This is a genomic window from Hymenobacter jejuensis (assembly GCF_006337165.1).
Taxonomy (GTDB): Bacteria; Bacteroidota; Bacteroidia; order Cytophagales; family Hymenobacteraceae; genus Hymenobacter; species Hymenobacter jejuensis.
On sequence record NZ_CP040896.1, the window covers coordinates 3203914 to 3229001 of the forward strand.

Annotated in this window: 24 protein-coding genes; 4 read left to right on the forward strand and 20 right to left on the reverse strand. The window is 61.1% G+C overall.

What is annotated here, in order from left to right; genetic code table 11:
• Positions 1–15 precede the first annotated feature (15 nt).
• Genes FHG12_RS13355 through FHG12_RS13365 form a run of 3 tightly spaced genes read left to right on the forward strand, consistent with a single transcriptional unit; the run spans position 16 to position 2206 of the window.
• Positions 16–357, forward strand: coding sequence for a hypothetical protein (locus FHG12_RS13355; protein ID WP_139516202.1), 342 nt, complete (start codon positions 16–18; stop codon positions 355–357).
• A gap of 44 nt (positions 358–401) precedes the next feature.
• On the forward strand, positions 402–1181 hold the full coding sequence (locus tag FHG12_RS13360) for an ABC transporter ATP-binding protein (protein ID WP_139516203.1): 780 nt from the start codon (positions 402–404) through the stop codon (positions 1179–1181).
• Positions 1182–1225: 44 nt separating this feature from the next.
• Positions 1226–2206: an MlaD family protein gene (locus FHG12_RS13365; RefSeq protein WP_139516204.1), complete on the forward strand. Its 981-nt coding sequence runs from the start codon at positions 1226–1228 to the stop codon at positions 2204–2206.
• 24 nt (positions 2207–2230) lie between these two features.
• Here the strand turns inward: FHG12_RS13365 and FHG12_RS13370 are convergent, their stop codons facing one another.
• From FHG12_RS13370 to FHG12_RS13410, 9 genes are all read right to left on the reverse strand, one after another.
• Positions 2231–3703, reverse strand: a complete 1473-nt coding sequence (locus FHG12_RS13370; protein ID WP_165699400.1) for a L,D-transpeptidase scaffold domain-containing protein — start codon at positions 3701–3703, stop codon at positions 2231–2233.
• Between the two features lie 55 nt (positions 3704–3758).
• Positions 3759–3971 (reverse strand): YgaP family membrane protein, encoded by a 213-nt coding sequence (locus FHG12_RS13375; protein ID WP_139516206.1) that lies wholly within the window; start codon positions 3969–3971, stop codon positions 3759–3761.
• Positions 3972–4031: 60 nt separating this feature from the next.
• Positions 4032–4670 carry an SRPBCC family protein gene (locus tag FHG12_RS13380; protein ID WP_139516207.1) on the reverse strand — a complete coding sequence of 213 codons (639 nt, stop codon included), beginning with the start codon at positions 4668–4670 and terminating at the stop codon, positions 4032–4034.
• 67 nt (positions 4671–4737) lie between these two features.
• Complete coding sequence (locus FHG12_RS13385) at positions 4738–7407, reverse strand: cation-translocating P-type ATPase (protein WP_139516208.1); 2670 nt, start codon at positions 7405–7407, stop codon at positions 4738–4740.
• A gap of 100 nt (positions 7408–7507) precedes the next feature.
• Complete coding sequence (locus FHG12_RS13390) at positions 7508–8404, reverse strand: universal stress protein (protein ID WP_139516209.1); 897 nt, start codon at positions 8402–8404, stop codon at positions 7508–7510.
• Positions 8405–8462: 58 nt separating this feature from the next.
• Positions 8463–9290 (reverse strand): universal stress protein, encoded by an 828-nt coding sequence (locus tag FHG12_RS13395; protein WP_139516210.1) that lies wholly within the window; start codon positions 9288–9290, stop codon positions 8463–8465.
• Positions 9291–9310: 20 nt separating this feature from the next.
• Positions 9311–9532 carry a hypothetical protein gene (locus tag FHG12_RS13400; protein ID WP_139516211.1) on the reverse strand — a complete coding sequence of 74 codons (222 nt, stop codon included), beginning with the start codon at positions 9530–9532 and terminating at the stop codon, positions 9311–9313.
• 79 nt (positions 9533–9611) lie between these two features.
• Positions 9612–11060 carry a BON domain-containing protein gene (locus FHG12_RS13405; RefSeq protein ID WP_139516212.1) on the reverse strand — a complete coding sequence of 483 codons (1449 nt, stop codon included), beginning with the start codon at positions 11058–11060 and terminating at the stop codon, positions 9612–9614.
• A gap of 322 nt (positions 11061–11382) precedes the next feature.
• Positions 11383–11814, reverse strand: a complete 432-nt coding sequence (locus FHG12_RS13410; RefSeq protein ID WP_139516213.1) for a globin family protein — start codon at positions 11812–11814, stop codon at positions 11383–11385.
• A 367-nt stretch (positions 11815–12181) separates the two neighbouring features.
• On the opposite strand from FHG12_RS13410, the gene FHG12_RS13415 reads away from it, so the two are divergent.
• Positions 12182–14683 (forward strand): cation-translocating P-type ATPase, encoded by a 2502-nt coding sequence (locus FHG12_RS13415; protein WP_139516214.1) that lies wholly within the window; start codon positions 12182–12184, stop codon positions 14681–14683.
• Between the two features lie 140 nt (positions 14684–14823).
• On the opposite strand, the gene FHG12_RS13420 is transcribed toward FHG12_RS13415, so the two are convergent.
• The 11 genes from FHG12_RS13420 to FHG12_RS13470 form a co-directional block, all read right to left on the reverse strand.
• Positions 14824–15687 (reverse strand): universal stress protein, encoded by an 864-nt coding sequence (locus tag FHG12_RS13420; RefSeq protein WP_139516215.1) that lies wholly within the window; start codon positions 15685–15687, stop codon positions 14824–14826.
• Positions 15688–15870: 183 nt separating this feature from the next.
• On the reverse strand, positions 15871–17346 hold the full coding sequence (locus FHG12_RS13425; RefSeq protein ID WP_139516216.1) for a L,D-transpeptidase scaffold domain-containing protein: 1476 nt from the start codon (positions 17344–17346) through the stop codon (positions 15871–15873).
• An 86-nt stretch (positions 17347–17432) separates the two neighbouring features.
• Positions 17433–18164, reverse strand: a complete 732-nt coding sequence (locus FHG12_RS13430; RefSeq protein WP_139516217.1) for a DUF1003 domain-containing protein — start codon at positions 18162–18164, stop codon at positions 17433–17435.
• 9 nt (positions 18165–18173) lie between these two features.
• Entirely contained in the window at positions 18174–19715 is a 1542-nt protein-coding gene (locus FHG12_RS13435) for an MBL fold metallo-hydrolase RNA specificity domain-containing protein (protein ID WP_139516218.1), read from the reverse strand.
• Positions 19716–19928: 213 nt separating this feature from the next.
• On the reverse strand, positions 19929–20846 hold the full coding sequence (locus FHG12_RS13440; protein ID WP_139516219.1) for a universal stress protein: 918 nt from the start codon (positions 20844–20846) through the stop codon (positions 19929–19931).
• 59 nt (positions 20847–20905) lie between these two features.
• Entirely contained in the window at positions 20906–21637 is a 732-nt protein-coding gene (locus FHG12_RS13445; RefSeq protein WP_139516220.1) for a sulfite exporter TauE/SafE family protein, read from the reverse strand.
• A gap of 4 nt (positions 21638–21641) precedes the next feature.
• Positions 21642–22118 (reverse strand): FixH family protein, encoded by a 477-nt coding sequence (locus tag FHG12_RS13450; protein WP_139516221.1) that lies wholly within the window; start codon positions 22116–22118, stop codon positions 21642–21644.
• A gap of 74 nt (positions 22119–22192) precedes the next feature.
• Positions 22193–23599 (reverse strand): cytochrome c oxidase accessory protein CcoG, encoded by a 1407-nt coding sequence (gene ccoG, locus FHG12_RS13455; protein WP_394348418.1) that lies wholly within the window; start codon positions 23597–23599, stop codon positions 22193–22195.
• Between the two features lie 132 nt (positions 23600–23731).
• Complete coding sequence (locus FHG12_RS13460) at positions 23732–24616, reverse strand: cbb3-type cytochrome c oxidase N-terminal domain-containing protein (protein ID WP_139516222.1); 885 nt, start codon at positions 24614–24616, stop codon at positions 23732–23734.
• Positions 24617–24626: 10 nt separating this feature from the next.
• On the reverse strand, positions 24627–24893 hold the full coding sequence (locus tag FHG12_RS13465) for a hypothetical protein (RefSeq protein ID WP_139516223.1): 267 nt from the start codon (positions 24891–24893) through the stop codon (positions 24627–24629).
• A complete protein-coding gene (locus FHG12_RS13470; RefSeq protein ID WP_139516224.1) occupies positions 24887–25087 on the reverse strand; it encodes a hypothetical protein in 201 nt (66 codons plus the stop codon). The genes FHG12_RS13465 and FHG12_RS13470 overlap by 7 nt, the downstream gene beginning before the upstream one ends.
• Position 25088 lies beyond the last annotated feature (1 nt).

The following is a 25088-nucleotide window of genomic DNA, read 5'->3' on the forward strand; positions in this document are numbered from 1 at the left end:
TAGTTGTAAGATGATATGGCAAAGCTGCTAACCTTGGGCGTTATAAAAGCGGTCCATACGCTGATCTGGTTGTTTTTCAACGCCGTCATTTTCTATCTGCTCTACGCCGCCGTCAGCGGCCAAATCGGCGTGTGGGTGTGGCTCGGGTATGGCCTGATTGCGCTGGAAGGCTTGACGTTGCTGGCGTTCAACTTCTTTTGCCCCTTGACCCTCATGGCCCGGCGCTACTCCGATTCGGCCGCCGACAACTTTGATATTTATCTGCCTAACTGGCTGGCTAAGAATACCAAACGAATTTATACATCGCTGGTTCTCATTAGTGCGCTACTCACGGTCTACCAGTTGCTGAAGCCCTAAAGCCCCACCTTACCCACATCGAATTTGCTATACGCTCTACCGTTATGCTACCCGAGCCCCTTACCCAACCGGCCCCGCCCAGTGCATCCGGTGCCCGCGAAGCGGTGCTGACGGTTGCGCACGTCAGCAAGTCGTTTGGCGAAAACCACGTGTTGCAGGATTTCTCGCTCACGCTGCACAAGAGCGAAAATGTGGTGGTGTTGGGCAAATCGGGTTCCGGCAAGTCGGTGCTGATCAAGTGCATCATTGGGTTGCTGCCGGTTGATGCCGGCACCATCACGGTGCTGGGGCAGGAAGTAGCGCTGCTCGACCACGCGGCGCTCGATCAGCTGCGCGCCAAAGTCGGCTTTCTGTTTCAGAGCAATGCCCTCTACGACTCGATGAGCGTGCGCGAAAACCTGCTTTTTCCGTTGCGCCGCCACTGGCTGGCGCATCGTCGGGGCGAAGAAAACGAGCTGGTGCACCAAGCGCTCGACGACGTTGGGCTGGCGCAAACGGCCAATATGATGCCCGCTGAGCTTTCGGGTGGCATGCGCAAGCGCATTGCGCTGGCCCGCACGCTCATTCTGCGGCCCGAAATCATTCTCTACGACGAACCCACCACGGGACTCGATCCGGTAACGGCCCGCGAAATCGACGAGCTGATCCGGGAGGTGCAGCAGAAATACAACACTTCCGCCCTGATCATTTCGCACGACATGAATTGCGTGCGCCTCACAGCCGACCGCGTGGCCCTTCTTGAACAGGGCCGCTGCTACGCCGAAGGCACTTTTGCCGAGCTACAGCAGCGATCCGATCCGGTGGTACACAAGTTTTTCGAGTGAGATACTTCGGCTTATCGCTTCTTACTTTTTTAGCCCCGCAGACCATGCCTGAACGCAACGCCAGTAACCACATCCGCCTGGGCCTGTTCGTACTGGCTGGGCTGGGTTGTCTGATCGCCATTCTCTTTCTGCTCGGGCGCAAGCAGAACCTGTTTAGCTCGGCGCTGCAAGTGCAGGCCGACTTCCGAACCGTATCGGGTTTGCTTACCGGCAACAACGTACGCTTGGGCGGCATCGACGTGGGCACCGTGCACCGCATCCGGATTCTGAACGACAGTACGGTGCGAGTAGTCATGAACCTAAACCGCGAGGTGCGGCCGTTTGTGAAGAAAAACGCCGTGGCTTCCATCGGTACCGATGGGCTGGTGGGCAACACCATCATCAACCTGAACGCAGTGGCTGCCCCCGCGCCGCCCGTAGCGCCCGGAGATGTGCTGCGCACGTCCACGCCGCCCACCATCGATGCCATGCTCAGCACGCTCAACCTATCGAATAGAAACCTAGTGGGCATCACGCAGGACCTACGCCAGATTACCGGCAAGCTCAACGGCAGCAAAGCCCTCTGGCAACTCCTCGACGACCAGCAACTGGCCACCAATGCCCGCCAAAGCCTGCGCCACCTAGAAGCTACTACGGCTCAGTTGCAGGCGGCCGCGCGCGATGTGCAACAGCTTACCTTGGGCGTGCGCCAGGGCCGCGGGCCGGTCGGCTACTTGCTCACCGACACAGCCTTTGCCGGCCAGCTTCGGCATACCACGCGGCAGCTAGCGGGCGCCTCCGATACGCTGGCCAGCACCTTAGCTGGCTTGCAGCACCAGGTGCAAACCCAAGCAGGGCTGCTCAATACATTACTCACCGATACGGTCTTCAGCCGGCAGCTACGCCAGAGCATGCGCCACGTCGAGCAGGGCACGGCCGGTTTCAGTCGCAGCATGGATGCTTTGCAACATAATTTCTTGCTGCGCGGCTACTTTCGTCGTCAGCAAAAACAACAAGCGCGCGCCGCCAAATCAGTGGGCAGGTAAGATAACTTGTTGCTAGATAATGTTTTACAATAATGTGGCCGCTCTGGCGCCGAACAACTGGCGCCGCAAAAGCGCATCCCGACCATACACATCGGCGTAAAAGCGCGGCTTGCCACCCACAACGGCACACGTGGCATACCGAACGTGCAGCGGCAGCGGGCGCTTCAGATAAAAGGTGCGCGAGCGAGGATTGGCTTCGCATTCGCCGTCTTTGGGCAGTGCTGCCCGGGTGCTGTCGGGGCCCAGCAGGTAGGCCGCCAGCCGCATCGGGCGCTCCACGTGCATACATCCTTCGGCCAGCGCCCGGTACGTGCGCTCAAAATCTTTGTGTTCGGAGGTGTCGCTGATGTAGAGCCCGTAGGGGTTGGCAAATCGGAACACAATGTTACCCAGCAAGTTACTGCACCCCGGCTTTTGGCGAATGGCATAAGTAAAATTCTGCTCCGTGACCTGTAGCCAGTTGATGGTGCTTGGGTCCAGCTCCCGGCCCTGCGCATCGTAAAGGGCGTAGTTGTTGTCGGCTAGAAAATCGTGCTCCGAAGGAAATTTCGCGTTCTCCTGCAAATAGGGCAGGATTTGCTGCACGGCAACGCTGCGCGGCACCCGCCACTCAGGTGCCACCGTGAAAGACGCAAGCCGGCTGCTGAACGTAGGCGTGGGCGTGCTGGCGCGCCCAATAAGCAGGCGGTGCGTGTACACGACCCGGCCCCGCCGCACCACCTCCAGGCGGTAGGCAGGCAGGTTTACTACTATATAATCGGAATCGGGAATGGCAACCCAGCGCCAGCGCTCCAGGGTCAGGGCCATTTGCTGCTCTTGTCGCCGATGGGCCACCGGGTCGGGTCCTGTGGGCTGCTGTCGCCAGTTGGCCAGTGCCTGCTGCAACTGCTGGTACTCGCGGTGCTGAGGCTGGCAGCGCAGCAGGGCTGTAGTGAAGTCGGGGGCCATGAGTGCCCGTGCTACCCACGCCGCAGGCTCAAACGGCGCTTCGGGCTGCTCCAGGGGCGACGGGGTGAAGGCGTAGAGCTGGCCCCGGCGCAGGTGCCGCGCAAACCGCAGCACGCCGTCGGTGAGCAGTATCTCGAAGCGCGCCTGCTGCGCTACGTGGCGCGCCGGCGGCGAGGGCAACGCCAGCGAATCGGCTAAGGCCTGGAGCGCCGAGGCCTGGTAGCGACGAGGTTGAAGGCCGAAGTCTTCGGCCCGCGTCAGCAATGCCAACGCCGCCCGGCCTATTGTGCCGATTTCCAGGCCTGCGCTCCAGGCTGGCTGGTAATTGCGCAGCGCATAAAATGACTGATCGCCCTGCAATTCGGCCAGCGGCACGCGGCGCGGCGGCTTGTCGGCCGTGTCGAGCAACAGCAACTGAATATGGGCCGGCAACGAATTGGGCTTGGTTTGGAGCGGCCTTACGCGGCCTTGGCCACCCGCAGGGCGCTCGGGCAGCGTAGCAAATGCAGTCAGGAAGGCGACGAGCAACACGCACATTATTAAGCGCATAACCAAATAATGAATAAGGTTGGAAGAAAAACATGCGTTGGCTCGCCGCAACGGGTCAGCTTTGTGGCCGACGGCGGTGCGTGCTAATGCCCAACAGGGCATACAGCGGGCTGTAGCCGGCAACGCCCGTCGCCAGCAAGGCGAGCGGCAGGAGAAGCCAGGCCATGAGCATGGGCGTGCTCAGGTCCTGCCGCGAGATGATGCCGGTCAGGACGGTAGCCAGCAGAATGCGGATCACCCGATCGAAGGAACTTAGATTTTGATGCATGATTGACACAGCATTAGGGTCGAAAACGCATACCAAAACGGGCGGGCGTTGGCCGCTTTTTCAAGCCGCCAACGCCCGCTGCTGTTGTGCCAGATGTTCGGCGCGGGCGCGAATGCCGCGCAGCATCCGGGCTTCCATCAGTGCGTGCAAGGGCTCAACGGCCCCGCGCCACAGCAGGAAGTTGGGGAGCGTGGGTGGGTAACGAAAGCGCGACACGGCCACCAAGCGGGTGCGCATCCGGGAGAGCGGCCGCAGGTGAAACGACCACAAGTTTTCGGTGCCCGGCACCAGGCGCCCGAAGAAGACGAGGTGCTCGGCGTCGGGTTGGCGCGCCAAGCGCGGTCCGCCCATCGGGCCCAGCTGCAACACATCGCCGGGCTGCGGCTGCTGAAACTGCGGCAGCACCACATCGGCGCTGTGCACCGGCAGGCCAATGAGCCGTTCGAGCCAGTCGTAGCTATAAAATCCGCCTTTATCGACGCCTAGCTGCCGCAACCAGGGCATGATGGCGGCGGGTGGTGCCGCCACCGTAATCGCCCGGACAGTGGAGTAGGTGGGGTACGGCAACAGCTCGTCGCCGGGGTAAGCCAGCTGCACTTCCTCGGCGGTGGCACCCCAGCGGGCCAACCGCGGGCGGGCCAACCAAGCGTAAGCCGCCAAGGCGAACGTCATCCAGCCCAATGCCGTTGCAGCTTTCATGACATGGTATATAAATTATTGACAATCAAGTTATTGTGAAATAAACATTTGATGCTGAGCAAATCGGCTAATGCGGCACCCGAGGGCGGCGCTGCCACCGGCTCAGGGCCCACCCCAGAAGCTGCCCAAATACCAGCATGACAATCGCGGGGGCTACAATCAGGGTTAGCGCCAGGGAGTTTAGTTGCTGAATACCCAACAGCTCGCGCAGGCCCGGCAGGAAGTAGGAGAGCAGCAACAGCCCCGTGCACAGCGCCAGCGCCAGCCACACGTAGCGGTTGCGAAACACGTCGTTGTGCCGCAGTGGCGTACCGATGCCGGCCATGTTGAAAACGTGCAGCAGCTGGGCCGCGGCCAAGCCATAAAACAGTATGTTGTTGCTAACCGTAGTCGATAACCCGTATTGATAATGTGCTGTGAAATAACTGGTTAGCAAAGCCAGGGTCATGAGGGCGGCGTAGGCGGTGGCCAGCCGCCAGTCGCCGGGCCGCATGACAGGCGAGCGGGGCGAGCGCGGCGGATGCTGCATGACGCGGCCACTGCCCTCGCCAACCCCCAAGGCAAGGGCAGGGAATACGTCGGTCAGCAGGTTCAGAAACAGGATCTGCAAGGGCAGCAGCCCCAAGCCCACACCAACCAACCCAGCCGTCGTGACCACCAGCAGCTCGCTCAAATTGCAGGAAACCAGATACAGCACGAAGCGCCGGATGTTGGTGAAAATGATGCGTCCTTGCTCTACCGCCGCCACAATCGACGCAAACGAATCGTCGCGCAGCACCAGAGCGGCAGCTTCACTGGCCACCTGAGTGCCGCGCAAGCCCATGGCCACACCGATATCAGCTTTCTTGAGGGCGGGGGCATCATTAACGCCGTCGCCGGTCATGGCCACAATGTGTCCCTGCTGCTGATAAATGCTAACCAGATCGAGCTTTTGGGCCGGGCTCACGCGGGCGAATACGGTGGTTTGCAACAGCTGACGGCGACCGGCACCGTTGGGATGCGCCGTCAGGTTGAGCAGCTCCGCTCCGGTGAGTACGGTGGTGTGAGGGTCGGCGGAAAGGTGTACCTGCCGGGCCACGGTGAGGGCGGTGGCGGGGTGGTCGCCGGTAACCATAATCACCCTAATACCAGCATGTTGACAAGCGGCTAATGCCGGAATCACTTCTGCCCGGGGCGGATCGAGAAAGGCTACCAAACCCAGCCACACCAACTCGTGCGCCCAGTCCGGCTGGTCTTCGGAATCGAGCACGCGGTAAGCGAGCGCCAGCGTGCGCAAGCCACTCTGGGCCAGCTCTTCGGCGCGGTGTAGCCACAGCGCGGTTTCGGTTGCCGTGAGCGGCTGCGGCCCGTCGGCGGTCTGTACCTGGGCGCTGTGGTGCAACACTTCTTCGGCCGCGCCTTTCACGGCCACCCAGGCCGGCACGTGGGCGCTGGCGTGCAGCGTAGCCATCAGGCGGGTATCGGAGTTAAAGGGCTGCTCGGCCAGCCGCCGCGAAGCGGCTTGGGTGCCGGGCACATCGAAGCGGCTGGTGTGGGCCAGCGAGAGCAGCGCGACTTCCAACGGGTCGCCTAGGGTGGCATCGGCGTCGGCCGGCGAGAAGGTAGCGTTGTTGCAGAGCACGGCCACGCGCAGCAGGTACTGGTAGGCTTCGCTGCGCAGCAACGGGTTGGCATTAAACTCAATCTCCGTTTCGCCGGGCGTAAATTCTATCCGGCCTTCCGGCAGCCAGATGGTGTGCACAGCCATCTGATTTTGTGTAAGGGTGCCGGTTTTGTCGGTGAAAATAACGTCAGTGCCGCCCAGGGTTTCAACGGCTGCCAAGCGTTTTACCAGCACGTTGCGCCGCGCCAGCCGCAGCATGCCGTACGCTAAGGCCAACGTCGCCACGATGGACATACCTTCCGGAATAGCGGCCACGGCCAGCACAATTGCGGTTTTGAGCAGCAGATACGTCGATTTGCCCTCCAGCACGCCGGCTACTACAAACAGCGCCGCCAAGCCCACGGTAATGAACACCAGCTGCTGGGCCAGGCGGTCGAGCTTGGCCTCCAGTGGCGTCGCCGCGTGGCGGGCCTGCTGCACCATCTGCGTGATGGTACCGAGCTGAGTGGTGCCGCCCACGCCTGTCACGTAGGCTCGGCCAGTACCATTGACTACTGCGGTTCCTTTAAACAAGGTGTTGACTTGCTCGGCCAGCGGGGCGTCGGCAGGCACCTTGGTAAGTTGCTTGCTGACGGGCATGGATTCGCCGGTCAGGGCCGATTCGTTGACCTGAAGCTGTTGCGCTTCAAACAGCTCGGCGTCGGCGGCTACTACCTCGCCGGCTTCTACCAGCAGCACGTCGCCCACCGTCACCTGATCCGATGGGATGCCGCGTACCTGGCCTTCGCGCAGCACGCGGGCCGTGCTTACCCCCAACCGGCGCAAGGCCGCCATCGAGGCCTGCGCATTCCATTCCAGCCAGAAGCCGATCAGGGCATTGAGCAGAATGACGCCCACAATGGCGTAGCCCTCCGCTAGGTCGTGGAAAGCAAATGAAAAAATGGCCGCGCCCCCTAGCACGGCCACGATGAGGCTCCGAAACTGCCGCGCCAGCACCCGCAGCCAGCTTTCATCGGCCACGGTTTCCACTGCATTAGGACCGTAGGAGGCGAGTCGCCGCGCGGCTTCGGCGTCGCTGAGACCCGTAACAGCGGCGGGAGCGATGACGGGTGGGGCTTCGACAGAAACGGGCATAGCCAGTAGCAATGAACGGTGAAAGGAACTTTGCGCTACCGGTCGCGGCGGCGCGACAAGGACGGGCAGAAGAGCAGGTAGGTTAGTTGGAAAACGGCGCCTACACTTCCGGCCAAAGCATGCCGTCGTCGGCCGACAGGTGTAGCGGTTTGCGCCGTGGCGCCGATGGCTCGCTTACCGGCAGGACCAGCACCGGAACCGGACTCTGCGCAATAACCCGGGCCGTGACGCTGCGGTGAAACAACTCACCGAGGTAGCTGTGCGGGCGGGCCAGCACCACCACAAGGTCGGCGGCTTGCTCGCCGATGGCTTCCAGCAAGCCGCCGGTCGGGCTTTTGTGTTGGTAGCCCCGCAAATCGACGGAGCGCACGGCGGCGGTCAGGCCGCTGCGCTGCACGGCCCGCAAGGCGCGAGCGCAGGTTTCATCGTCGTCCAGGGGTGACACGTGCACAACGGTCAGCTCTGGCGCCAAGGCCCGAAACAGCTCACTCACGGCGGCGCAGTCTTTCAAGGCAAAGTCGTCGCCGTCGGCCGCGATCAGTACCCGTTGGGGCAAGGCCGATGCGGCCGTCGCGACGGGCACCAGCAGCATGGGCAGCTGGGCAGACCGCAGCAAGTCGAGGGCGGCTGTGCTCAGCAGCTCCGAGGAAGCACGCTCGGTGGCCGGCAGACCCAGCACAAACAACGCCGGCTGGTGCCGTGAAGCAAGGTCGAAGGCTACTTCGGGCAGCAGGTCGGTGGTTAGCTCAACCGTGGTGGGCGCCCGCAGTCTGCCCACCAGTTGCGCCAGTAGCGCGCTGGTATCTTTCTCATAATCAAGCTCTTCGCGTCGCATGGTTTCGCCCACGAAAACGTACGGGTCGAAGAGAGAAGCGCGCTTAACGTGCAGCAGCACCAGGCGGCCGCCCAAAGCACTGGCCAGGGAGTCGGCATATTGCACCGCCCGTTGCGCGGCCTGAAAAAAGCCGCTGAGCACCACCAGCGAAAAGCGCATCATAATCGGGAGTTAAGAAAGCAGGAGACAAAAGCAACGACTATCGAGCACGCGGCCTCACTCAGTCCAGTGCGGGCAAAAGCAGCACCGGAATGGGGCTTTCGCTGATGAGCTGGGCCGTAACGCTGCGGTGAAACAAGCTGCTAAGCAGGCTGTGGCGACGGGCAACCACGACCAGCAAGTCAGCCTTCACTTCGACGGCACCTTGCAAAATGCCTTCGGCCGGTTTGGGGTGGTAGACTATCCGCACGTGTTCGGGCGTCAGCGCGGTGGCCACCCCGCTTTGCTGGGCCGTGTGCATGGCCCGGTGGTAGGCTTCGGCCCCCGGATCGTGCTGATCGACTACGTGAATGACGTCCAGCGTGCCCTGTAAGGCTTGCAGTAAGTCGCTCACAATGTGTTGGTTATCATACAGGGAGAACGAGTCGCCGTCGACGGCTAGCGCTAGGCGGCGGGGCGGAAACGTGTCCCAGCCCACGGTAGGCACAATCAGCAGCGGGAAAGGCACATGGCGCAGCACGTCGAGGGCGGCGCTGGTCACTACCTCCACGGGCGTAGTGGCCGTGCCGGGGCGACCTAGCACAAGCAACTGGGGCTGGTGATGGCGCACCGCCTCGGCCACGGCATCGGGCAGAAACGCCTCGGAAATCTCGACCTGCGTGGGCACCGGTTGGCCTTCGGCCAGCGCGTAGAGGGCCTGCTGGGTTTGCCGGGCGTTGCGCTCCGCGTGGCGGTCAGCGTATTCTTCGGGTGAAAGCAAGCCGTCGTGGCGCACGTGCAGCAGCACCAGATGCGACTGAAGCGGCACGGCCAGCCCTGCCGCGTACGACAAAGCTCGGTTAGACACGGCAAAAAAATCGGTCAGCACAACAATGGCGGGAGTCGTCATGGCGCGGTAGGGATGAAGATTTAGAAAGAGCCGGCGTAGCGGCCGGTAACGAAACGGTTGCGGGCCAGCCCTTCCGCTTCCGTCAGCGTGTCGCTGAGCGGGCGGTATTCTGGCGGCATATGATAACTCGGGTTGGCATGCGTACGCGAGCGACTACGGTGGCCCCGGTGTTGCTCCGAAACCTCACTGTCGGGAACAGAGGTCGGGAACCGTTGATACTTCTTCGGAAGGCGATGGTGCATAACTATTTGATAGTTAGGTTTATATACATAACAGTGTGTCGTAGGCCAAACGTTGGCTTAGCCAGACTAGCCCGAAAACTCAGGCCGCACCGCGCAGGTGCAGGTGGTTATTCACGTCGCGGGCGCCGCAGGCGTAGGCTTCGGTCGCCGCGGTTTTGCGGTCGAGCAAGGAATCGACGGTGCCGGTGAGGGTCACGCGCCCGTCCCGAATCAGCAGGTTGATGTCCTGGTCGTGCAGGCGCGCCGACCAATAGTAGTGGTTGCGTAGGCGCTTTTCCAGCACGTGGTCGGGCTCGATGTTTTCCAGGTGAATCGGCACGTCGCCTTCCCCGATGGCGGCTACCGCGGGTGTAAAATGCTCAGCAGCAAATACCTGCAAGTGATTGTCTACCTCAATGACGCCGTTGACGCCCGCGGCTACGTCTTCGGCCCGCTCCTGATCGGAGTGCGAATGCACGGTGCCGTAGAGCTGCGCCTTGCCGTTGCTGACGTTCACCGTAAAACCGTAGTGGCCCACAAAAGCATCGCGGGCCAGCGCAGCTTTGATGTTGCGCTGAATGGCCGCGTCGGGCGACGGGTAGTAGGCGCGCACTTGCAGCAGGTTACGCACGTCGAACACGCCCACCACATTGGCCGCATCTTCGCCGGCGGCGCGTTTGGCAGCTAGGCTGCTGACTACGCCGCTCAGCGTTGCCACGCCATCGTGCACGCTCACGTGGGTGCCGGGCTCGAAGGCCCGCACCCGCGGGTCGTAGCCAAACATGTCGCGGATGGCCTGGGCTATGTCCTCATCGGCTTTGGGAGCGAATTTCTGGTTGCGCAGTTCCTTGTCCAGTGCCCAGTAGGCCACAAACAGGTCGCGGGCCTCAACGCGGCTAGCGCCGGCCAGGTAAGCCAGCGCAATCACGTGGTCGCGCTCAACGGCGGTGCCCACCGTGCCCGCCAGATGCACCACTCCGTGATCGGTACGGACGGTAACCAGGGTGCTTTTTACCCGAATATCCCACTCCAGCAACGCCCGGATCTGGGCCGTGATTTCGTCGTCGGAATTGGTAAGTTCGCCGCCCCGGATGTGAAGATGATTTTTGATCTGGCGCACGCCATGCACGCTTTTTAGCACTTGCAGCACGAGCTGCTGTTCGGCCCACGATTGCACGGTGCCTTCTGTCAGCACGGTGCCGTCGTGGACGAAGCAGCGTACGTTGTAGTCGGCTGTGGCGGGATCTTGGGCCAGCGCTTTCTCGACGTTGCTCAGCAAGTCGGCATCGGGCACGACGGGCGTGCGCACCAGCAGCTCGTTGATTACGCCGCGCACGCCGCGCACGGCTTTGGCAATCTCCTCGGCCCGTTCGCGCGAGAGCAGGCTGGTAGTCGAGCCGGTCAGCTTGACAAGGCCGCGGTCGGTGGCCACGTGGATGAAATGCGCGCTAACGCCTTTTTTCATCCGAAAAAGCAGTTCGATGGCCGCTGTGATGTCGGCGTCGGCGAGGCGCTCTTCGGGCGCGAGGGTGGCAGACGAGGGGTTCATGGCTAAGGCTTGCGTGTAACGGAAAGGATATCAAGCAATTGACAATTGCAAGGTAGCGCAGCCGCCAAACGGCGAAAATGACGATTGCCAGACCAAAACCTGACATAGATCAGGTGCGTCGGCAACTCGATTTTCTTTAATAACGATCAGTACATCAATCAATTGACTAGCGAAGGCGCTTGTTGGCCCTTCGCCCCACACGCCCGGCACGTAGTTCGTGCTCACGGGCACCGTCGAGAAAGCGGCGCGCGAGGATTTGGGCGCCGCCCAAAATCAAAGCAACATCCACGCTCCTAACTATCGAAGCGTCAGGTAATTGGTACTAAGCAGCCTGCAGCGTTTCGGTGACGCGGCGAATCGTGTGCGACCCCAGCTGGCGGCTTTGGCGAGCGAACTGCCAATGCGCCAGCATGGTGGCAAAGTTGCGCAGCAGTCCGCGAGCCTCAGTTGCCTGCGGCCCGTGAAAGTGTTGGTGTAGCGTGGCGTCCAGCAGGTGGCACCACTGGGCAAAATGCTGCCCGGTGAGGGGCAACTGGTGGGCCTCCGGAGTCAGGCGTCCTGTGTAGCATTTGCCGGCTAGCGCTTGTTCCCACCATGCACATTCGGCGCGCGATACGCGATGGCCCACGACGGAAAGCTCCCCGGCAAATGCAGGTCCCAGCAGCCGATCGGCGGCCACGCGCGCGGCAAACAGGTGCACAAACCGCCGGCGCTGCGCCGGGGTAACCAGGTCGGGAAGGAAGCGAGTGTTCATGGGAATGGGCCTAACAGAGTGGGCTTTACCCCGCAGCAGAATTGTCGCGGGCCGACTGATAAAGGTGCCAACCAAAGCTTGCCAGCGTCAGCAGCAACAGCGAAAACCAAAAGGTGGGAGCAATCATGGCAGTGGACCGTTTAGATGAAAGAACACCGCCCGCATACTGTAAGCGGCTACACTATAAAGATACAGCCAAACGATGCCGATCGCAATGACTATAATCACGGAAGTGCTTGATTTTGATCATGTTTGATGAGCTTCCGTGGCCCGACATTCAACTGCATTCGGCAGTTGCAGCCGCCTAAAAAATCAGCCCTAGGCAGGTGCTGATCGCGCTTTTGGCGTTCACATTCACTTGTTTCTCATGGCACAGCGACTTCCCGATACGCTGCCCGCCGGCCTGGCTTCGGCGGAAGTACTACAACAGCGGCAAAAATTCGGCTCCAACACGCTAGCCCAGCCCAGCCGCAACGGCCTCCTGACCAGCCTGCGCCACGTCGTCGCGGAGCCCATGTTTGTGCTGCTCGTGCTCACGGCAGGGCTGTATCTGCTCATCGGCAGCCGGGCCGAAGCCTACGTGCTGCTGGGTGCCACGGCCTTGGTGGCGGGCATTTCGCTGTACCAAGAGGCGCGCAGCGACCGGGCGTTGCAGGCGTTGCAGGCCCTCACGCAGCCCCGCGCCCGCGTGCGCCGGGCCGGTGAATGGGCGGAGGTAGCGGCCTCCGAAATCGTGGTAAACGACATACTGGTGGTGGCCGAAGGCGAACAAGTAGCCGCCGACGGTGTGTTGGTGCAAGCCCATGATCTGCTGACCGACGAGTCGTTTCTGACGGGCGAGTCGATGCCGGTGGCCAAAACAGCCGACGGCAAGCAGCAAGTGTTTGCAGGCTCGGCCGTAACCCGCGGCGAAGCGGTTGCCCGCGTCACGGCCGTCGGCGACCGCACCCGCCTGGGTCGCATTGGAGGGCTTATTCGGGAAGTAGAAGCGCCCGCCACGCCCTTGCAGCGGCAGATTTCTGGCTTCGTGCGCCGGATGGCCCTGGTGGGAGCCGGGGCTTTTGTGGTAGTGTGGGGCTACAATTGGTGGGAATCGGGCAGCTTGGTGCACGGCCTGCTTCACGGCCTGACGCTGGCCATGGCCGTGCTGCCCGAAGAGATTCCGGTGGCGCTTTCGGCGTTTATGGCCCTGGGCGCGTGGCGTCTCATGCGCCAGGGCATTCTGACCAAGCAGCCGCAAACTGTAGAAACGCTGGGCTCAGCCACCGTCATCGGGGTAGATAAAACCGGGACCATCACGCAGAATCGCATGACGCTGAGCCAGTTGTATTGCCCTGGTGCGGAGGGCGCACAGGTTTTCGAAGCAAGCTCAGCGCCTCTAACCCCTGCCCAGACGGAGCTGCTGGCCGCCGCCATGTGGGCCAGCGAGCCCCAGCCCTTCGACCCGATGGAGCAGGCCCTGCACCAAGCCTACGCCGCCACCGCTACTCCCGACGCCCGGCCCGCGTACCAGCTCGTGCACGAATACCCGCTCGGCGGTCAGCCGCCCATGATGACGCACGTTTTTGCCGACGTCGCTGGCCACCGGATTGTGGCCGCCAAAGGCGCTCCAGAAGGGATTATCGCCCGATGTCAGCTTGCGGCGCCAGAACAGGCTGCCGCTTTGGCTGCGCTCCAGGCCATGGCCGTGGCCGGCTTGCGGGTATTGGGTGTTTGTGTAAGCACTTGTAAAGCAAATAGTTATCCATCTACTCAAGAAGGCTTTGCTTGGCAGTTTGTAGGCTTGGTTGGGTTCAGCGATCCGCCCAAAGCCAGCTCGGCGGCGGTGTTGCGGCAGTTTTACGAGGCGGGAGTTGCGGTGAAGATGATCACCGGCGACAACGCCGTTACGGCCGCTGCCATTGCCCAACAGGTGGGCCTGCACCGTCCCGAGCCTGTGCTCACCGGCACCGACGTCATGGATCTGGACGAGCCTACGCTCCGGCGCCGCGTGGGCGAAGTCAACCTGTTTGCCCGCATGTTTCCCGAAGCCAAGCTGCGCGTGATCGAGGCCCTGAAGACCAACGGGGAGGTAGTCGCCATGACCGGCGACGGCGTCAACGACGCGCCGGCCCTGAAAGCCGCTCATATCGGCGTGGCCATGGGCCGCCGCGGCACCGAGCTGGCCCGCCAGGCCGCGGCGCTGGTGCTCCTCGACGACGAGCTGACGGGCATGGTCACGGCCATTGGGTTTGGCCGCAAGATCTACCACAACCTCACCAAAGCCGTGCAGTACATCATCGCCATCCACATCCCGCTGATTTTGGCGGTGCTGGTGCCGTCGGTGCTTTCGTGGCGGTTTCCGGTGCTGCTGGGACCGGTGCACGTTATTTTTCTGGAATTATTGATGGGCCCAACCTGCTCGATAGTGTTTGAAAACGAGCCCATGGAACCCGGCACGCTGCAAGAGCCCCCGCGTCCGGTCAATGCCACATTCTTGTCTTTCCAGGAGCTCAGTGGGAGCTTGGCGCAGGGCCTTGTGGTGGCTGTAGGCGTTATTGGTTTGGGCTATTATGCACAAAATCAGGGCTATAGCGAAGTGCTTGTCCGCACGTTGGTTTTCACCACTCTGGTACTGGCCAACGCCCTACTGACGCTCGTCAGCCGGTCCCGCACCCTCACGCTGCGCACGACGTGGCGTTACACCAATCCGTTGCTGCCTGCTGTGGTGGGTTTCACGCTGGTGCTGCTAGCCCTGTGCCTGTTGGTGCCCGCCCTGCAGCATCTATTTGATTTGCAGTCGCTTACGTGGCGTCAGCTGGCGGTGTGCGCGGCTGTGGCTGCCGCGAGCACAGGTTGGTTTGAAGTGTACAAAGCCTTTAAGAAATGAGAATTGATTCTTAAGAGTGCTTTAGGTTGTAAAGTGTTGATTTGCAATAGATTGATTATCAAATAAATAGCCTGCGGGCCCATGAACTGGTATCGGTTCATGGGCCCGCAGGCTATTGGGTTAAAGCCGCGCTGGTTTGCTCAGGAGTCGGTGGTGGGCAGCACGAGCATCGGTACGGGGCAAGTGCTCAGCAGCCGGTTGGTCACGCTGCGGTGAAACATCGCGCCCAGAAAGCTGCGCCGGCGAGCCAGCAGCACGACCATTTCGGCTCCCGTTTGGGTTACGGCTTTGAGGATGCCGTGCACCGGAAATGCGTGTTTTACCACTTCCAGCGTGGTGTGGCTGGCCGCATCGGCGAGGCCGTTGACCTTCACTTGGTGCAGCGCGGCTGCGCAGACTTCGTCGTCTTCCACCATCGACACGGTTACGACCGTCATCCGCGGCTCGATTTCCTTGAGCAGCTGCAAAGCGGCCTTGGGCTTGTCCAGCGTAAACGGCTCGCCGTCGGCGGCTACCAGCACCTGCTTCGGCGTAGCGGCACCGTGGTACGTTTCCGGCACCAGCAACAACGGGAACTGCCCGGTGCGCAGCACTTCCAGCACGGCCGTGTTCACCAAGCCTTCCTCAGCAGATTCCTCGGTGCGACCCAGCACAAACAGGGCCGGAGCGTAGCGCTTGGCAAGGGCCGCCGCCGTGGAGAACTGCAAATCCGGCACCAGCTCGATGCTGGCGGGCTTGTAGAGTTCGTCGGCCAGCGTCTGAACGGCCATGCGCAGCTCGCCCTCACGTTCGGGGTCATGCGGCAGCAGTTCGCCTTCGAGTTCCGAAACCTCGCGCACGTGCAGGAGCACCACTTGCGCCCCGATGGGGGTGGCCAGCTCGGCCGCGTAGCGAATGGCCCGGTGCGCAGCCGGCATAAAGTTGGTCAGCACTATCAAAGAGAGGACGGGCTTGTCTTCGGCGGGCACGGCCGAGGGCATGGTCTGGGCCAGGTTCTGGGTCATAGTTGAAAGGCGTTAAGTAAAATCGGCAAAGCGCATCGCCCCGAAAGGTCAGAGGGGCTTTTTCGGTTGGCTACAGTTCAAAAATACCACAGCCCTTCTTTCACAGCAATGATTGATGTCATGTAATAACCTTTTGTTAATCATGAAATTACATAGGTTTGCCTACGGGCTCCGAAAGCCCAGCTACAGCTTAGGCGCAGCGGCAAAAAGGGCTTGGCGTAGCCCGGCATCGAGGCGGTAGACGTCGTTGTAAAATCGGAGTTTTCCGCCTTCCGCCGCGCAGGTGAAATACCGAATGTGCAGCGGCATGGGCTGCCGCAGGCGCACGTCTTGGGGGCGGGGCTGGAGCGCGCATTCGGCTTCGCTGGGCAAGTTCACGGCGCGGCCCTCGCGCTGCAGCAGGTAAGCCGCCAGCTGCATAGGCTGCTCCACCCGAATGCACCCGTGGCTGAGGGCGCGGACGGGCTGCGCAAATAACTGTCGCACGGGAGTGTCGTGCAGATACACCGAGTAGGGATTAGCAAACCGAAACACAATGTTACCCAAGGCGTTGTCGCAGCCCGCCGATTGGCGGATGGTGTAGGCAAAGCTGGCCGGGGTGACTTGCCGCCAGTTGATCTGGTAAGGGTCCAGAGGCCGGCCGCGCATATCGTAGAGGGCGTAGTTGTTGCGGGCCAAGTAGCCCGCATCGGCTTGCAGGCGCGGCAGAATTTCTTTGGTGGCAATGGAGCGCGGTACGTGCCAGTCGGGCGCCAGGGTGAAGTAGCTGATGGCACTGCTGAGCGTGGGCGAGGGCGTCTGGGGCTTGCCAATGATGATGCGGTGCCGACGCAGCACACTGTCGCCGCTTACCACATACAGCTCGTAGGCCGGCAGGTTGATCAGCACATAGTCTGGGGCCGCAAAAGCTTCCCAGCGCCAGCGTTCCAGGTTAAGTGCAGCTTGTTCATAATGAGACTGTTGCTGGTAAGCTGAGTCGGGGGCTACCGGCTCGCGTAGCCACTGCGCCAGTGCCTTTTGCAGGCGTTGGTACTCGTGGGTGGGGGGCTGACAGGCCAACACCGCCGCTACCACGCGCCGGGCGGCCAGGGCTTCCCGCAACGTATCGGCGGGCTGGAACACGCGCTTCGTGGCTTTTTCCAGCGGCGATGGGGTGTACATCCGCAGCCGGCCCCGGTGCAGATCCAGCATGAAGCGCAACACGGCGTCGCTCAAAGCCACGTCGAAGCGGGCCTGCCGGGCGTTGCGACCCGCCGAAGCCGCAAAGCGCAGGGAGTCGCGCAAGGACGACAGGTGCAGAATCGCATAGTTTTCGGGCTGCAACCCATAGGATTTGGCCTGGGCCAGCAGCGTCAGCGCGGCAGTTGCCTCGGTCGTGATGCTGTCGGTGCCCGCCGTCCAGGCGGGAGCCGGTTCGGCGCCGTAAAACGTGTGCACGTAGGAGCCAGCTTGCAAGGCCGGACGGGCACCGGGAGCGGTGCGGCTGAGGGCGGAAGTGTCCAGCATCGCCCTAATCAATTGGCTGACAGTCGCTTCCGTTGGGGTAGTCGCCAAGGCGGTCGGGTGGGCTGGGGTAGTCAGGGCTGGGTGTTGCTGCTCAGTGCATTGCAGTAAGCTAAGCAGGGTGCTGGTTACCAGCAGGACAATTCGGTGTAGCACGCGGGCGGCTGGAAGAAATAATAGGGATTCGGGTAGGGTTGTTCGAAAAAGCGAGTGCTGAAAACAGAACTGCGCATGGCCGAGCGTCAGACCTTAGCGGGCGTGGACGAAGCCTCCAGACGCGCCAGGATATCGTTCATCATTTCCACCTGAATGCGCTGAATCTCAAGCAGATCCTGCTGCTGGTGCAGAATCAGGTGATCGAGCTTCTCGTGCAGCATCCGGATTTCAAGCTCCGACTTCAGGTTGATCATGTAGTCTTTTTTGGCCCGTTGACGATCCTTGTCCTCCTGTCGGTTCTGGCTCATCATAATGACCGGGGCCTGCATAGCCGCGAGGCAGGAAAGCAGCAAGTTCAGCAGTATAAACGGATAGGGGTCGAAGCCGCCATTGCGTAACCACCAGGCATTCAGCACGATCCAAAATAGCAGGACACCGAAAAAGCTCAGAATAAACGTCCAGCTACCCCCAAACGCGGCAATGCGGTCGGCCAAGCGTTGGCCTAGGGTCAGGGGTTCTACCTCTTCTTCGAGCTTATCGGTGAGGGTGCTGTGGCCCTCGATGTGGTCGAGCACGGTTTGCTCCAGGTCCGAAAGTTCCCCGACCTCCCGCAGCAGATAGTTTTGAATGTACTGGCGGCGATAGGTGTTTAACTCGCTTATTGCTAAGTAGTTATCACGGGTAAAATCGGGGTGGTCCTGCTGAATCAGGGTGAGTAGGGTCGGGCGCAGCGTGTGGCCATCGACTTGCTCGCTCACCGGAAATTCGCGGCCTGAGCAAGCACTGATAAACGTGGCAGGGATGGGTTGGGCGGGCATAGACGGCGCTTAAATACCCGTGAACAGCACATCCGACTCCAGGTACTCCGGCACGATCACCGACGACCAACCCCGGTCGTGGCGCAAGGCTTGGGCTAGGCTTTCAGCCGCCAGCGGCTCGCCGTGCACTACAAACGTGCGCTTGGGCGCCTGGGAAAAACCGCGCAGCCAACGCAGAAGCTCGGAGCGGTCGGCGTGGGCCGAAAAGCCGTCGAGCTCCGTTACGTGACAACGCACCGGTACCCACTCACCGAACATCTTGATTTGCTTTTCGCCGTCTTGGAGGCTGCGGCCGCGGGTGCCTTCGGCCTGATAACCCACCAGCAACAGCGTATCCTGGGGGCGGGGGAGGCGGTTGTGCAGGTGGTGCACGATGCGGCCGCCCGTGCACATGCCGCTGGCCGAAATGATGATGGCCGGACCCGTTAGCCGGTTCAGTGCTTTAGACTGCTGCTGGTCGCTGACGAAATGCAAGCCCGAAAAATCGAACGGGTTGTTCAGCCCCAAGCGGTGTGCCGTGGGGTGCTGACGAAACAGCGAAGTTACCCGAATGCCCATCGGGCTGTCTACGTACACCGGTATCTGAGGCACGCGGCCTTCCTGCCGCAGCTTTTTGAGGTAGTAGAGCAAGGTTTGGGTGCGCCCCACGGCAAAGGCCGCGATAAGCAGCACGCCGCCCCGCTCTACGGCTTCGTTGATGAGTCGGGCCAGCTCTGCTTCCGGGTCTTCAATGCGCGTATCGCGGTCGCCGTACGTAGATTCTACCAGCAGCACGTCAGCCTCATTTACAGGCGTTGGGTCGAACAGCACGGGGTTGTTGTAGCGGCCCAAGTCGCCGGAAAACACGAGCTTCTTGCTTTGTCGGGCGCCCTGTAAGGTCATCTCCACAATGGCAGACCCCAGAATATGACCGGCATCCCGAAAGATAACCTGCACTTGATCAGCGACTTGCAATGTCTGATTGTAGGGCGCAGTTTCCAGTAGCGTGAGCACCTGCTCGGCGTCGGCTACGGTATAAAGCGGCTCCGCGGGATGGTGCTTCGAATAGCCTTCGGCGTTGGCAAAAGCCGCTTCTTCCTCTTGCAGCTTGGCCGAGTCGAGCAGCAAAATCTTGAGCAGGTCGGCCGTGGCGTCGGTGCAGAAAATAGGGCCCTGAAAGCCGTCTTTTACCAGCTTGGGCAAGTAGCCGCTGTGGTCGATGTGGGCGTGGGTAAGCACTACCGCCTCTAGGTCGGCCGCGACCAGCGGAAGCGGCTCGTGGTTGCGCATGCGCAATTCTTTCAGGCCCTGAAACAACCCGCAATCAACCAGCAGCTGGTGCCGGTTGCGGCCGCGCTCCAGCGTCAGCACATATTTTGAGCCCGTTACGCAGTGCGCTGCCCCCAGAAAGGTCAGGCTTACGTCGAGGGGCAGCGGCTCGGCGGCGGCCCATTCTACCGCGATCGGCTGCGCGGTGGCCGCAACCGGGCGCGTTGCGGGTTGGGTAGAAGAGGACTTCGGCAGCCAGACAAAAGGCAGCGGTGCGGAAGGAAGGCGAACTGTTCGATTCATAGCGAAGGGCAGAAAAGCGTGGGTCGTCGACCAAAGTACGGATGCCCGGCCCGAGCTACACAGGCCGGAAAGGACAAGTATAGAGCATATTCCCAGCCCATAACATGATATATGTCATTGGTAAAGAGAATATTGCTTCTTTCCGAAACTGTCGCTTTATGCCGAGAAAACGCTGCTTTCTGCCCTAAGTATCAAGTTCTGCACCAGCCTCAGCTACGAATGCGCCGGGACCAGATTGGCGGGCCGGGTCTCGGAATGGTTATCGGCGGAGAGGCCCATGCGCTCGGCGCAGCGTTCGCAGCAGGCGACGGTGGTCTGGCGTGGGGTCTGCTGCAGCACGAGCACCGGAATTTGGGTGTGGTAGGCGCGCGTTTTGGTGTAGCACACGTCGAAGTAGCGCAGGAGCTGGTCTTTGCTGACCGGCGCAATGATGAGTAGTTGCGCCTGCGTGCGGGCACAAAACTCGCTGATGCCTTCCAGGGGCTCGTCGTCTTCCAGCAGCTGCGTGCTGGCCACGGGCCACGTGAGCTGCGACGCCGCTTTTTCGGCGGCTTTTTTCAAAACTAGCCGCAGCCCCCGATCAGCGGGTGCGTAAAACTGCACCAAATCCAGTTGCGCCGGGAAGGCCGCTTGCAGGGCCGAAAGCCGCGGTAAGGTGTTCAGGTCGAGGGTGTTAAAATTAGCCGAAAAAACCATGCGCGTGGGCAGTGATCGCCGGCCGGGCGGCACCACCAGCACCGGACACGTCACGAGCTCCGTGATGGAGGCTGCGTGGTTGCCGGGCGTCTCTACCCGGCCGCAGTCGATGTGCTCTAGGCCCATTACCAGCAAGTCGGCCGCGCACTGGGCTGCTTCGTCGCGGATGTGGTCGTGCAGGCAACCGGCCAGCACGCGGTAGCGGTACAGAATCCGGCGCCCATCTTGGCGAGTAAGCTGCTGATAGCGAAGGCGTTCGGCAAGGCTACGCAGCCGATGCTCCTGTGCCAGGGCGTCGGCGTCGGTCAGCGTGGCGCCGAAGTGGCAGTACAATAACACAATTTCGGCCGGCCAGCGCACGGCCAACTTGTTGGCAAAAGCCAGCGTGGCTTCGGCCGAAGCGGTAAGGTCGATGGGAACGAGGATGGTTTTCATGATCGGGGCTGAAAGGAAGGCAAGGGAAAGGCGTCAGGTAGCAGAAAACCAACAGCCCTTTACTGACAGTAGTGTATGGTAAGTGGCTGTTTGACAAATATTTGTGTGGTAGAGGAGCTGAGTTGCGGGCTCAGGTAAGGAATGCCCAGGCCCAACCCGCGCAGGATGAAAAGCACAGCCATCAGCGACGCGACGTACGGCACCGCCTGCCGCATCCGCACGCGCCACACCAACGGCACCAAACGGCCCGTGAGCGACAGCCCAAACATCAGCGGCAAAGTGCCCAGGCCGAAGCACGCCATGTAGGCGGCCGAGCCGCCCACGCCCGGCACGCTCAGCGAACCGGCCAGCGCGAGGTACACTAATCCGCAGGGCAATAGGCCGTTGAGAAGCCCCGTGATGTACAAAGCGCGCAAAGAAGGCTGCTGAAAAAAGTACGCCAACGCGTTCTTGATGCGGGTCAGCAGGCGGTCGAAGCCGAGTGCGGCGGCTAGGCGTCCGGTGTAGCGTTCGGGCACTACCACCAGCAGCAAAATCAGCAAGCCCGAGCCAATGGACAGGCTTTGCTGCACCCCGGCCAGGCGCAGGGTTTGGCCGACCAGTCCGGCGCCGGCGCCCAAGGCGCTGTAAGTCGTGACGCGGCCCAGGTTATAAAGTAGCCGGCCGCCCACGTAGCGCAGCCCCGGCGTGGCCGCGTCCACGCGCCCCGGGAGGGCCAGGGCAATGGCGCCGCACATGCCTACGCAGTGAAAGCTGCCCAGTACGCCAAACAGAAAGCCCGCCCAGATCATGGAACTACTTGATTACTAAAGGTTTTTCTACAAAATATGCCTGCTTGCCCGCCGTGAAATCGAGGCACACGCGCCAGTAGCCCGGCTGCATCTTGGCCGTGCTGAACTGCTGTTGCAGCTCGGCGTTGGCTTGCAACGGCAAGGTGAAGTCCAGCTTCAGATCCGAAGGGCGGAAAAAGTGTACCGTACCGGCCAAGGGCTGCCCAGCCAGCGAGGCGGGTAATTGTAGGGTGAGCTTGCGGGCAGCAGCGTCGTGGAGCACCGTTACGGGGGCGGGCAGGGCGGCCGTGCGGGCCACCGATTCCATGCGCTTTTGGTAGGCTAGCTCCTGCTGGTAATAATCGGTGCTGATGAGGTCGACGCTGGTTTTCATCGTCTGCCGCACCAGAAAGCCGATGTAGCCGCCAAACAGCACGAACACGGCAATAATGGCGTAAGGCCAGAGCGTGCGCGTAGGTTTTTGTATCGTATTGTTAGTCATGATGTTATGATTTTGCTTTCTGGCTTCTCCGCTTTGCTCGCCTTCCAGTAGTGGGGGTTCGCGGCCAAACGTGCTTAGCGAGCCGGCGCCAGAAACTTTGTTTTCTCCTCCGTAATCAACTTGCCCTGGCTGTAGACGCCGATGCGGATCTTGTTGCTGGTCAGGTGCAGCGCTTTGGCCGGCAGTTCCGCGAAAAACACGCCTTCCGTGATGCCTTGGGCCGGCAGCGTCAGCCCGTCGGTGCCCACGAGGGCGATGGTGCCTCCGGCGGGTTCGAGCAGCTTCAGGGTAATCGGGTAGGGGTGGTTGGTCTTGTTGATGACCGAGATGTTGTAGAGGTTGGTGATGGTGCCGTGATCGGTTTTCTGAAACAGCTGCCCCGGCGTGCGCAGCACCGTCGCCTCCACGTTGGAGCGCGTGGCCAGCAGCGCCACCAGAATACCCACCAACATTACCAGCACGCCCGAATACGCCTTGATGCGGCCCGTCACGCGAAACTTTGTGTTGGCCGCGATGTGGCTTTCTGAGTCGTAGCGGATCAGGCCGTGGGGCTTGTTGATCAGGTCCATGATGTTGTTGCAGGCGTCGATGCAGGCCGTGCAGTTGATGCATTCCATCTGCTGGGCGCCGTTGCGGATGTCGATGCCCGTGGGGCACACCTGCACGCATTGTTTGCAGTCGATGCAGTCGCCGGCCTTGCGCTCCTGGTTTTTGCGCAGCTTCTCGCGCGGCTCGCCGCGGTTGTAGTCGTAGGCCACCACAATGCTTTCCTTGTCGAGCATCACGCCCTGCAAGCGGCCGTAGGGGCAGGCAATGGTGCACACCTGCTCGCGGAAACGGGCAAAAACGGCGTAGAAAACTCCCGTAAACAGCACCAGGCTGGCCAGTCCGCCGAGGTGCTGATCGGGCGAATCGGTGACGAGCTTCACCAAGGCGTCGCTGCCAATGATGTAGGCCAGAAACGTATTGGCAATCAGAAACGAGATGACCAAGAACACCGTGTGCTTGCCGGTTTTGCGCCACGTTTTGTTCCAGTCCCAGTCGGCTTTGGCCAGGGCTTTTTGCTGGGCCGAATCGCCTTCAAAAAAGTACTCGATCCGGCGAAAGACCATCTCCATGAAGATGGTCTGGGGGCAAACCCAACCGCAGAAAACGCGCCCGTACACCACCGTGAACAGGATCACGAACACGATAAACGTGAGCGAAGCCAGCAGCAGAATGAAGAAATCCTGGGGCCAGAAGATCTGTCCGAAGATGATAAACTTGCGGGCCGGAATGTTGAGCATCAGCACAGGCAAGTCGTTGATGCGCAGCCACGGACCCGCAAACAGCAGCGTCAGCAGCCCGTAGCTCACCCACTTGCGGTAGTTGTACAGCGGGCCCTGGGGCTTCTTCGGAAACAACCACACGCGCTTGCCCGCCGCGTCGACGGTGGAAATGGAATCGCGGAAGGTTTCGTCGTTTTGGGTAATCATTGTCATCGCATTGGTGCTGTGCTCTCTGCCTTGCCATCGGCTGCTAGCTATCGTTTTGCTTTATTATATAAATACTTGATTATCAATAATTTATGATTAAGGCACGCCCAATCCGACGCGGGCTGCATCGGACTGGGGTTAGCGCATCGCGATTTTGGTGGCCGTTGGGTCTTTTTCGCCCTGGGGCTCTTTGGCGTTGGCCGGTTTCGAGCCTTGCAGCGTCAGGATATAGGACGAAACCTGCAAAATCTGCTTGCTGGAAAGCTTTCCTTTCCAGGCCACCATGCCTTTGCCTTGCACCCCGAATTTTACCGTCTTGTACACGTGGTTTACTTCGCCGCCGTGCAGCCAGTATTCGTCGGTGAGGTTGGGGCCAACTTTGCCTTCGGCCGCGGCTCCGTGGCAGGGCGCGCAGTTGGTGGCGAAGAGGGATTTGCCGGCGCCAATGTCGGCGGCAGCCGTCAGGGGCTGAAAATCAGTCAGTTTGTTCGGGTCGTCGGAGCCGACTGAAACGAGCAGGGCCGCTTGTTTCATCTCGGTTTCGTACTCCGCTTGGCTCAGTTGGCCGGCATCGGCTACGTGGAAGTAAAACAGATAAACCGCGGCAAACGCGATGGTGCCGTAAAAGCCCATTTTCCACCACGGCGGCAGGTCGTTGTCGAACTCGTGGATGCCGTCGTAGTCGTGCCCGCTCATGATTTCGTCGCGCACCCGGCCTTGCAGCAGCACGGGGTCGCCCACAAACAGGCCGAGAACCTTGCCGCTCCAGGAGGGACGCACGGTGGGCATTTCGTACACCTTGCGTAGCTGTGGCCGTAGCTGCACCACAATCAGGATGCCGGTGAGCACCAACGCCAGCACAAGCACTCCCAGCAGGCTTACCAAAACCCAGAACAGCATCTCCTGGCCGCTCATGCCCGCGGGTGTGGCGGCCGCTTCCGGCGCTTGCGCCTGTGCCGAAAAGCTCAGCAGCAAAGCAGCAGCGGATAGGCGCCAAGAGCGATTTTTTAATGTTGTTGCCATAAAGCTCTTCCTATTCGGCGGTGGTAGTTTGCGGATGAAGTATGGTGGGCTCCGCGTCCTGCTTAGGGTCCAGGTGGGGCCGCAGCTGCACGGTTATCATGGCACTGGCCAGTAGCACGACCAGCAGCACCAACCCCAGGATGCCGACCACAAACCAGAACAGCATGCCCTGCGTGGAGCTGGCCGCCGAAGCAGAGGCGGCGGGCGTTTGGGCCGCCGCCACGTAGCCGATCAGCAGGCCCGTGGCTGTCAGCAAAAAAGTGCGCCAGGTTAGCATAGGTTTCCTTGTTCGATGTGGGCTTCCATCTCGTCGTCGTTGAGCAGGGGTAGTTCGCTCATCGTGCTGATATGCTGACGGTTAACGACTGCCACGTAGGTAAGCAGCGCCAGGAAAAAGAGAAAGAAGATGGCCAGCGAAATCAGCGGATATATCTCGACGCCGGCGATGGATTGTAAGACGTTCTTGTCCATG

Coding starts and splice junctions, on each gene's coding strand:
- FHG12_RS13355 (WP_139516202.1), top strand. CDS start 16: ATGGCAAAGCTGCTAACCTTGGGCGTTATAAAAGCGGTCCATACGCTG.
- FHG12_RS13360 (WP_139516203.1), top strand. CDS start 402: ATGCTACCCGAGCCCCTTACCCAACCGGCCCCGCCCAGTGCATCCGGT.
- FHG12_RS13365 (WP_139516204.1), top strand. CDS start 1,226: ATGCCTGAACGCAACGCCAGTAACCACATCCGCCTGGGCCTGTTCGTA.
- FHG12_RS13370 (WP_165699400.1), bottom strand. CDS start 3,703: ATGCGCTTAATAATGTGCGTGTTGCTCGTCGCCTTCCTGACTGCATTT.
- FHG12_RS13375 (WP_139516206.1), bottom strand. CDS start 3,971: ATGCATCAAAATCTAAGTTCCTTCGATCGGGTGATCCGCATTCTGCTG.
- FHG12_RS13380 (WP_139516207.1), bottom strand. CDS start 4,670: ATGAAAGCTGCAACGGCATTGGGCTGGATGACGTTCGCCTTGGCGGCT.
- FHG12_RS13385 (WP_139516208.1), bottom strand. CDS start 7,407: ATGCCCGTTTCTGTCGAAGCCCCACCCGTCATCGCTCCCGCCGCTGTT.
- FHG12_RS13390 (WP_139516209.1), bottom strand. CDS start 8,404: ATGATGCGCTTTTCGCTGGTGGTGCTCAGCGGCTTTTTTCAGGCCGCG.
- FHG12_RS13395 (WP_139516210.1), bottom strand. CDS start 9,290: ATGACGACTCCCGCCATTGTTGTGCTGACCGATTTTTTTGCCGTGTCT.
- FHG12_RS13400 (WP_139516211.1), bottom strand. CDS start 9,532: ATGCACCATCGCCTTCCGAAGAAGTATCAACGGTTCCCGACCTCTGTT.
- FHG12_RS13405 (WP_139516212.1), bottom strand. CDS start 11,060: ATGAACCCCTCGTCTGCCACCCTCGCGCCCGAAGAGCGCCTCGCCGAC.
- FHG12_RS13410 (WP_139516213.1), bottom strand. CDS start 11,814: ATGAACACTCGCTTCCTTCCCGACCTGGTTACCCCGGCGCAGCGCCGG.
- FHG12_RS13415 (WP_139516214.1), top strand. CDS start 12,182: ATGGCACAGCGACTTCCCGATACGCTGCCCGCCGGCCTGGCTTCGGCG.
- FHG12_RS13420 (WP_139516215.1), bottom strand. CDS start 15,687: ATGACCCAGAACCTGGCCCAGACCATGCCCTCGGCCGTGCCCGCCGAA.
- FHG12_RS13430 (WP_139516217.1), bottom strand. CDS start 18,164: ATGCCCGCCCAACCCATCCCTGCCACGTTTATCAGTGCTTGCTCAGGC.
- FHG12_RS13435 (WP_139516218.1), bottom strand. CDS start 19,715: ATGAATCGAACAGTTCGCCTTCCTTCCGCACCGCTGCCTTTTGTCTGG.
- FHG12_RS13440 (WP_139516219.1), bottom strand. CDS start 20,846: ATGAAAACCATCCTCGTTCCCATCGACCTTACCGCTTCGGCCGAAGCC.
- FHG12_RS13445 (WP_139516220.1), bottom strand. CDS start 21,637: ATGATCTGGGCGGGCTTTCTGTTTGGCGTACTGGGCAGCTTTCACTGC.
- FHG12_RS13450 (WP_139516221.1), bottom strand. CDS start 22,118: ATGACTAACAATACGATACAAAAACCTACGCGCACGCTCTGGCCTTAC.
- ccoG (WP_394348418.1), bottom strand. CDS start 23,599: ATGACAATGATTACCCAAAACGACGAAACCTTCCGCGATTCCATTTCC.
- FHG12_RS13460 (WP_139516222.1), bottom strand. CDS start 24,616: ATGGCAACAACATTAAAAAATCGCTCTTGGCGCCTATCCGCTGCTGCT.
- FHG12_RS13465 (WP_139516223.1), bottom strand. CDS start 24,893: ATGCTAACCTGGCGCACTTTTTTGCTGACAGCCACGGGCCTGCTGATC.
- FHG12_RS13470 (WP_139516224.1), bottom strand. CDS start 25,087: ATGGACAAGAACGTCTTACAATCCATCGCCGGCGTCGAGATATATCCG.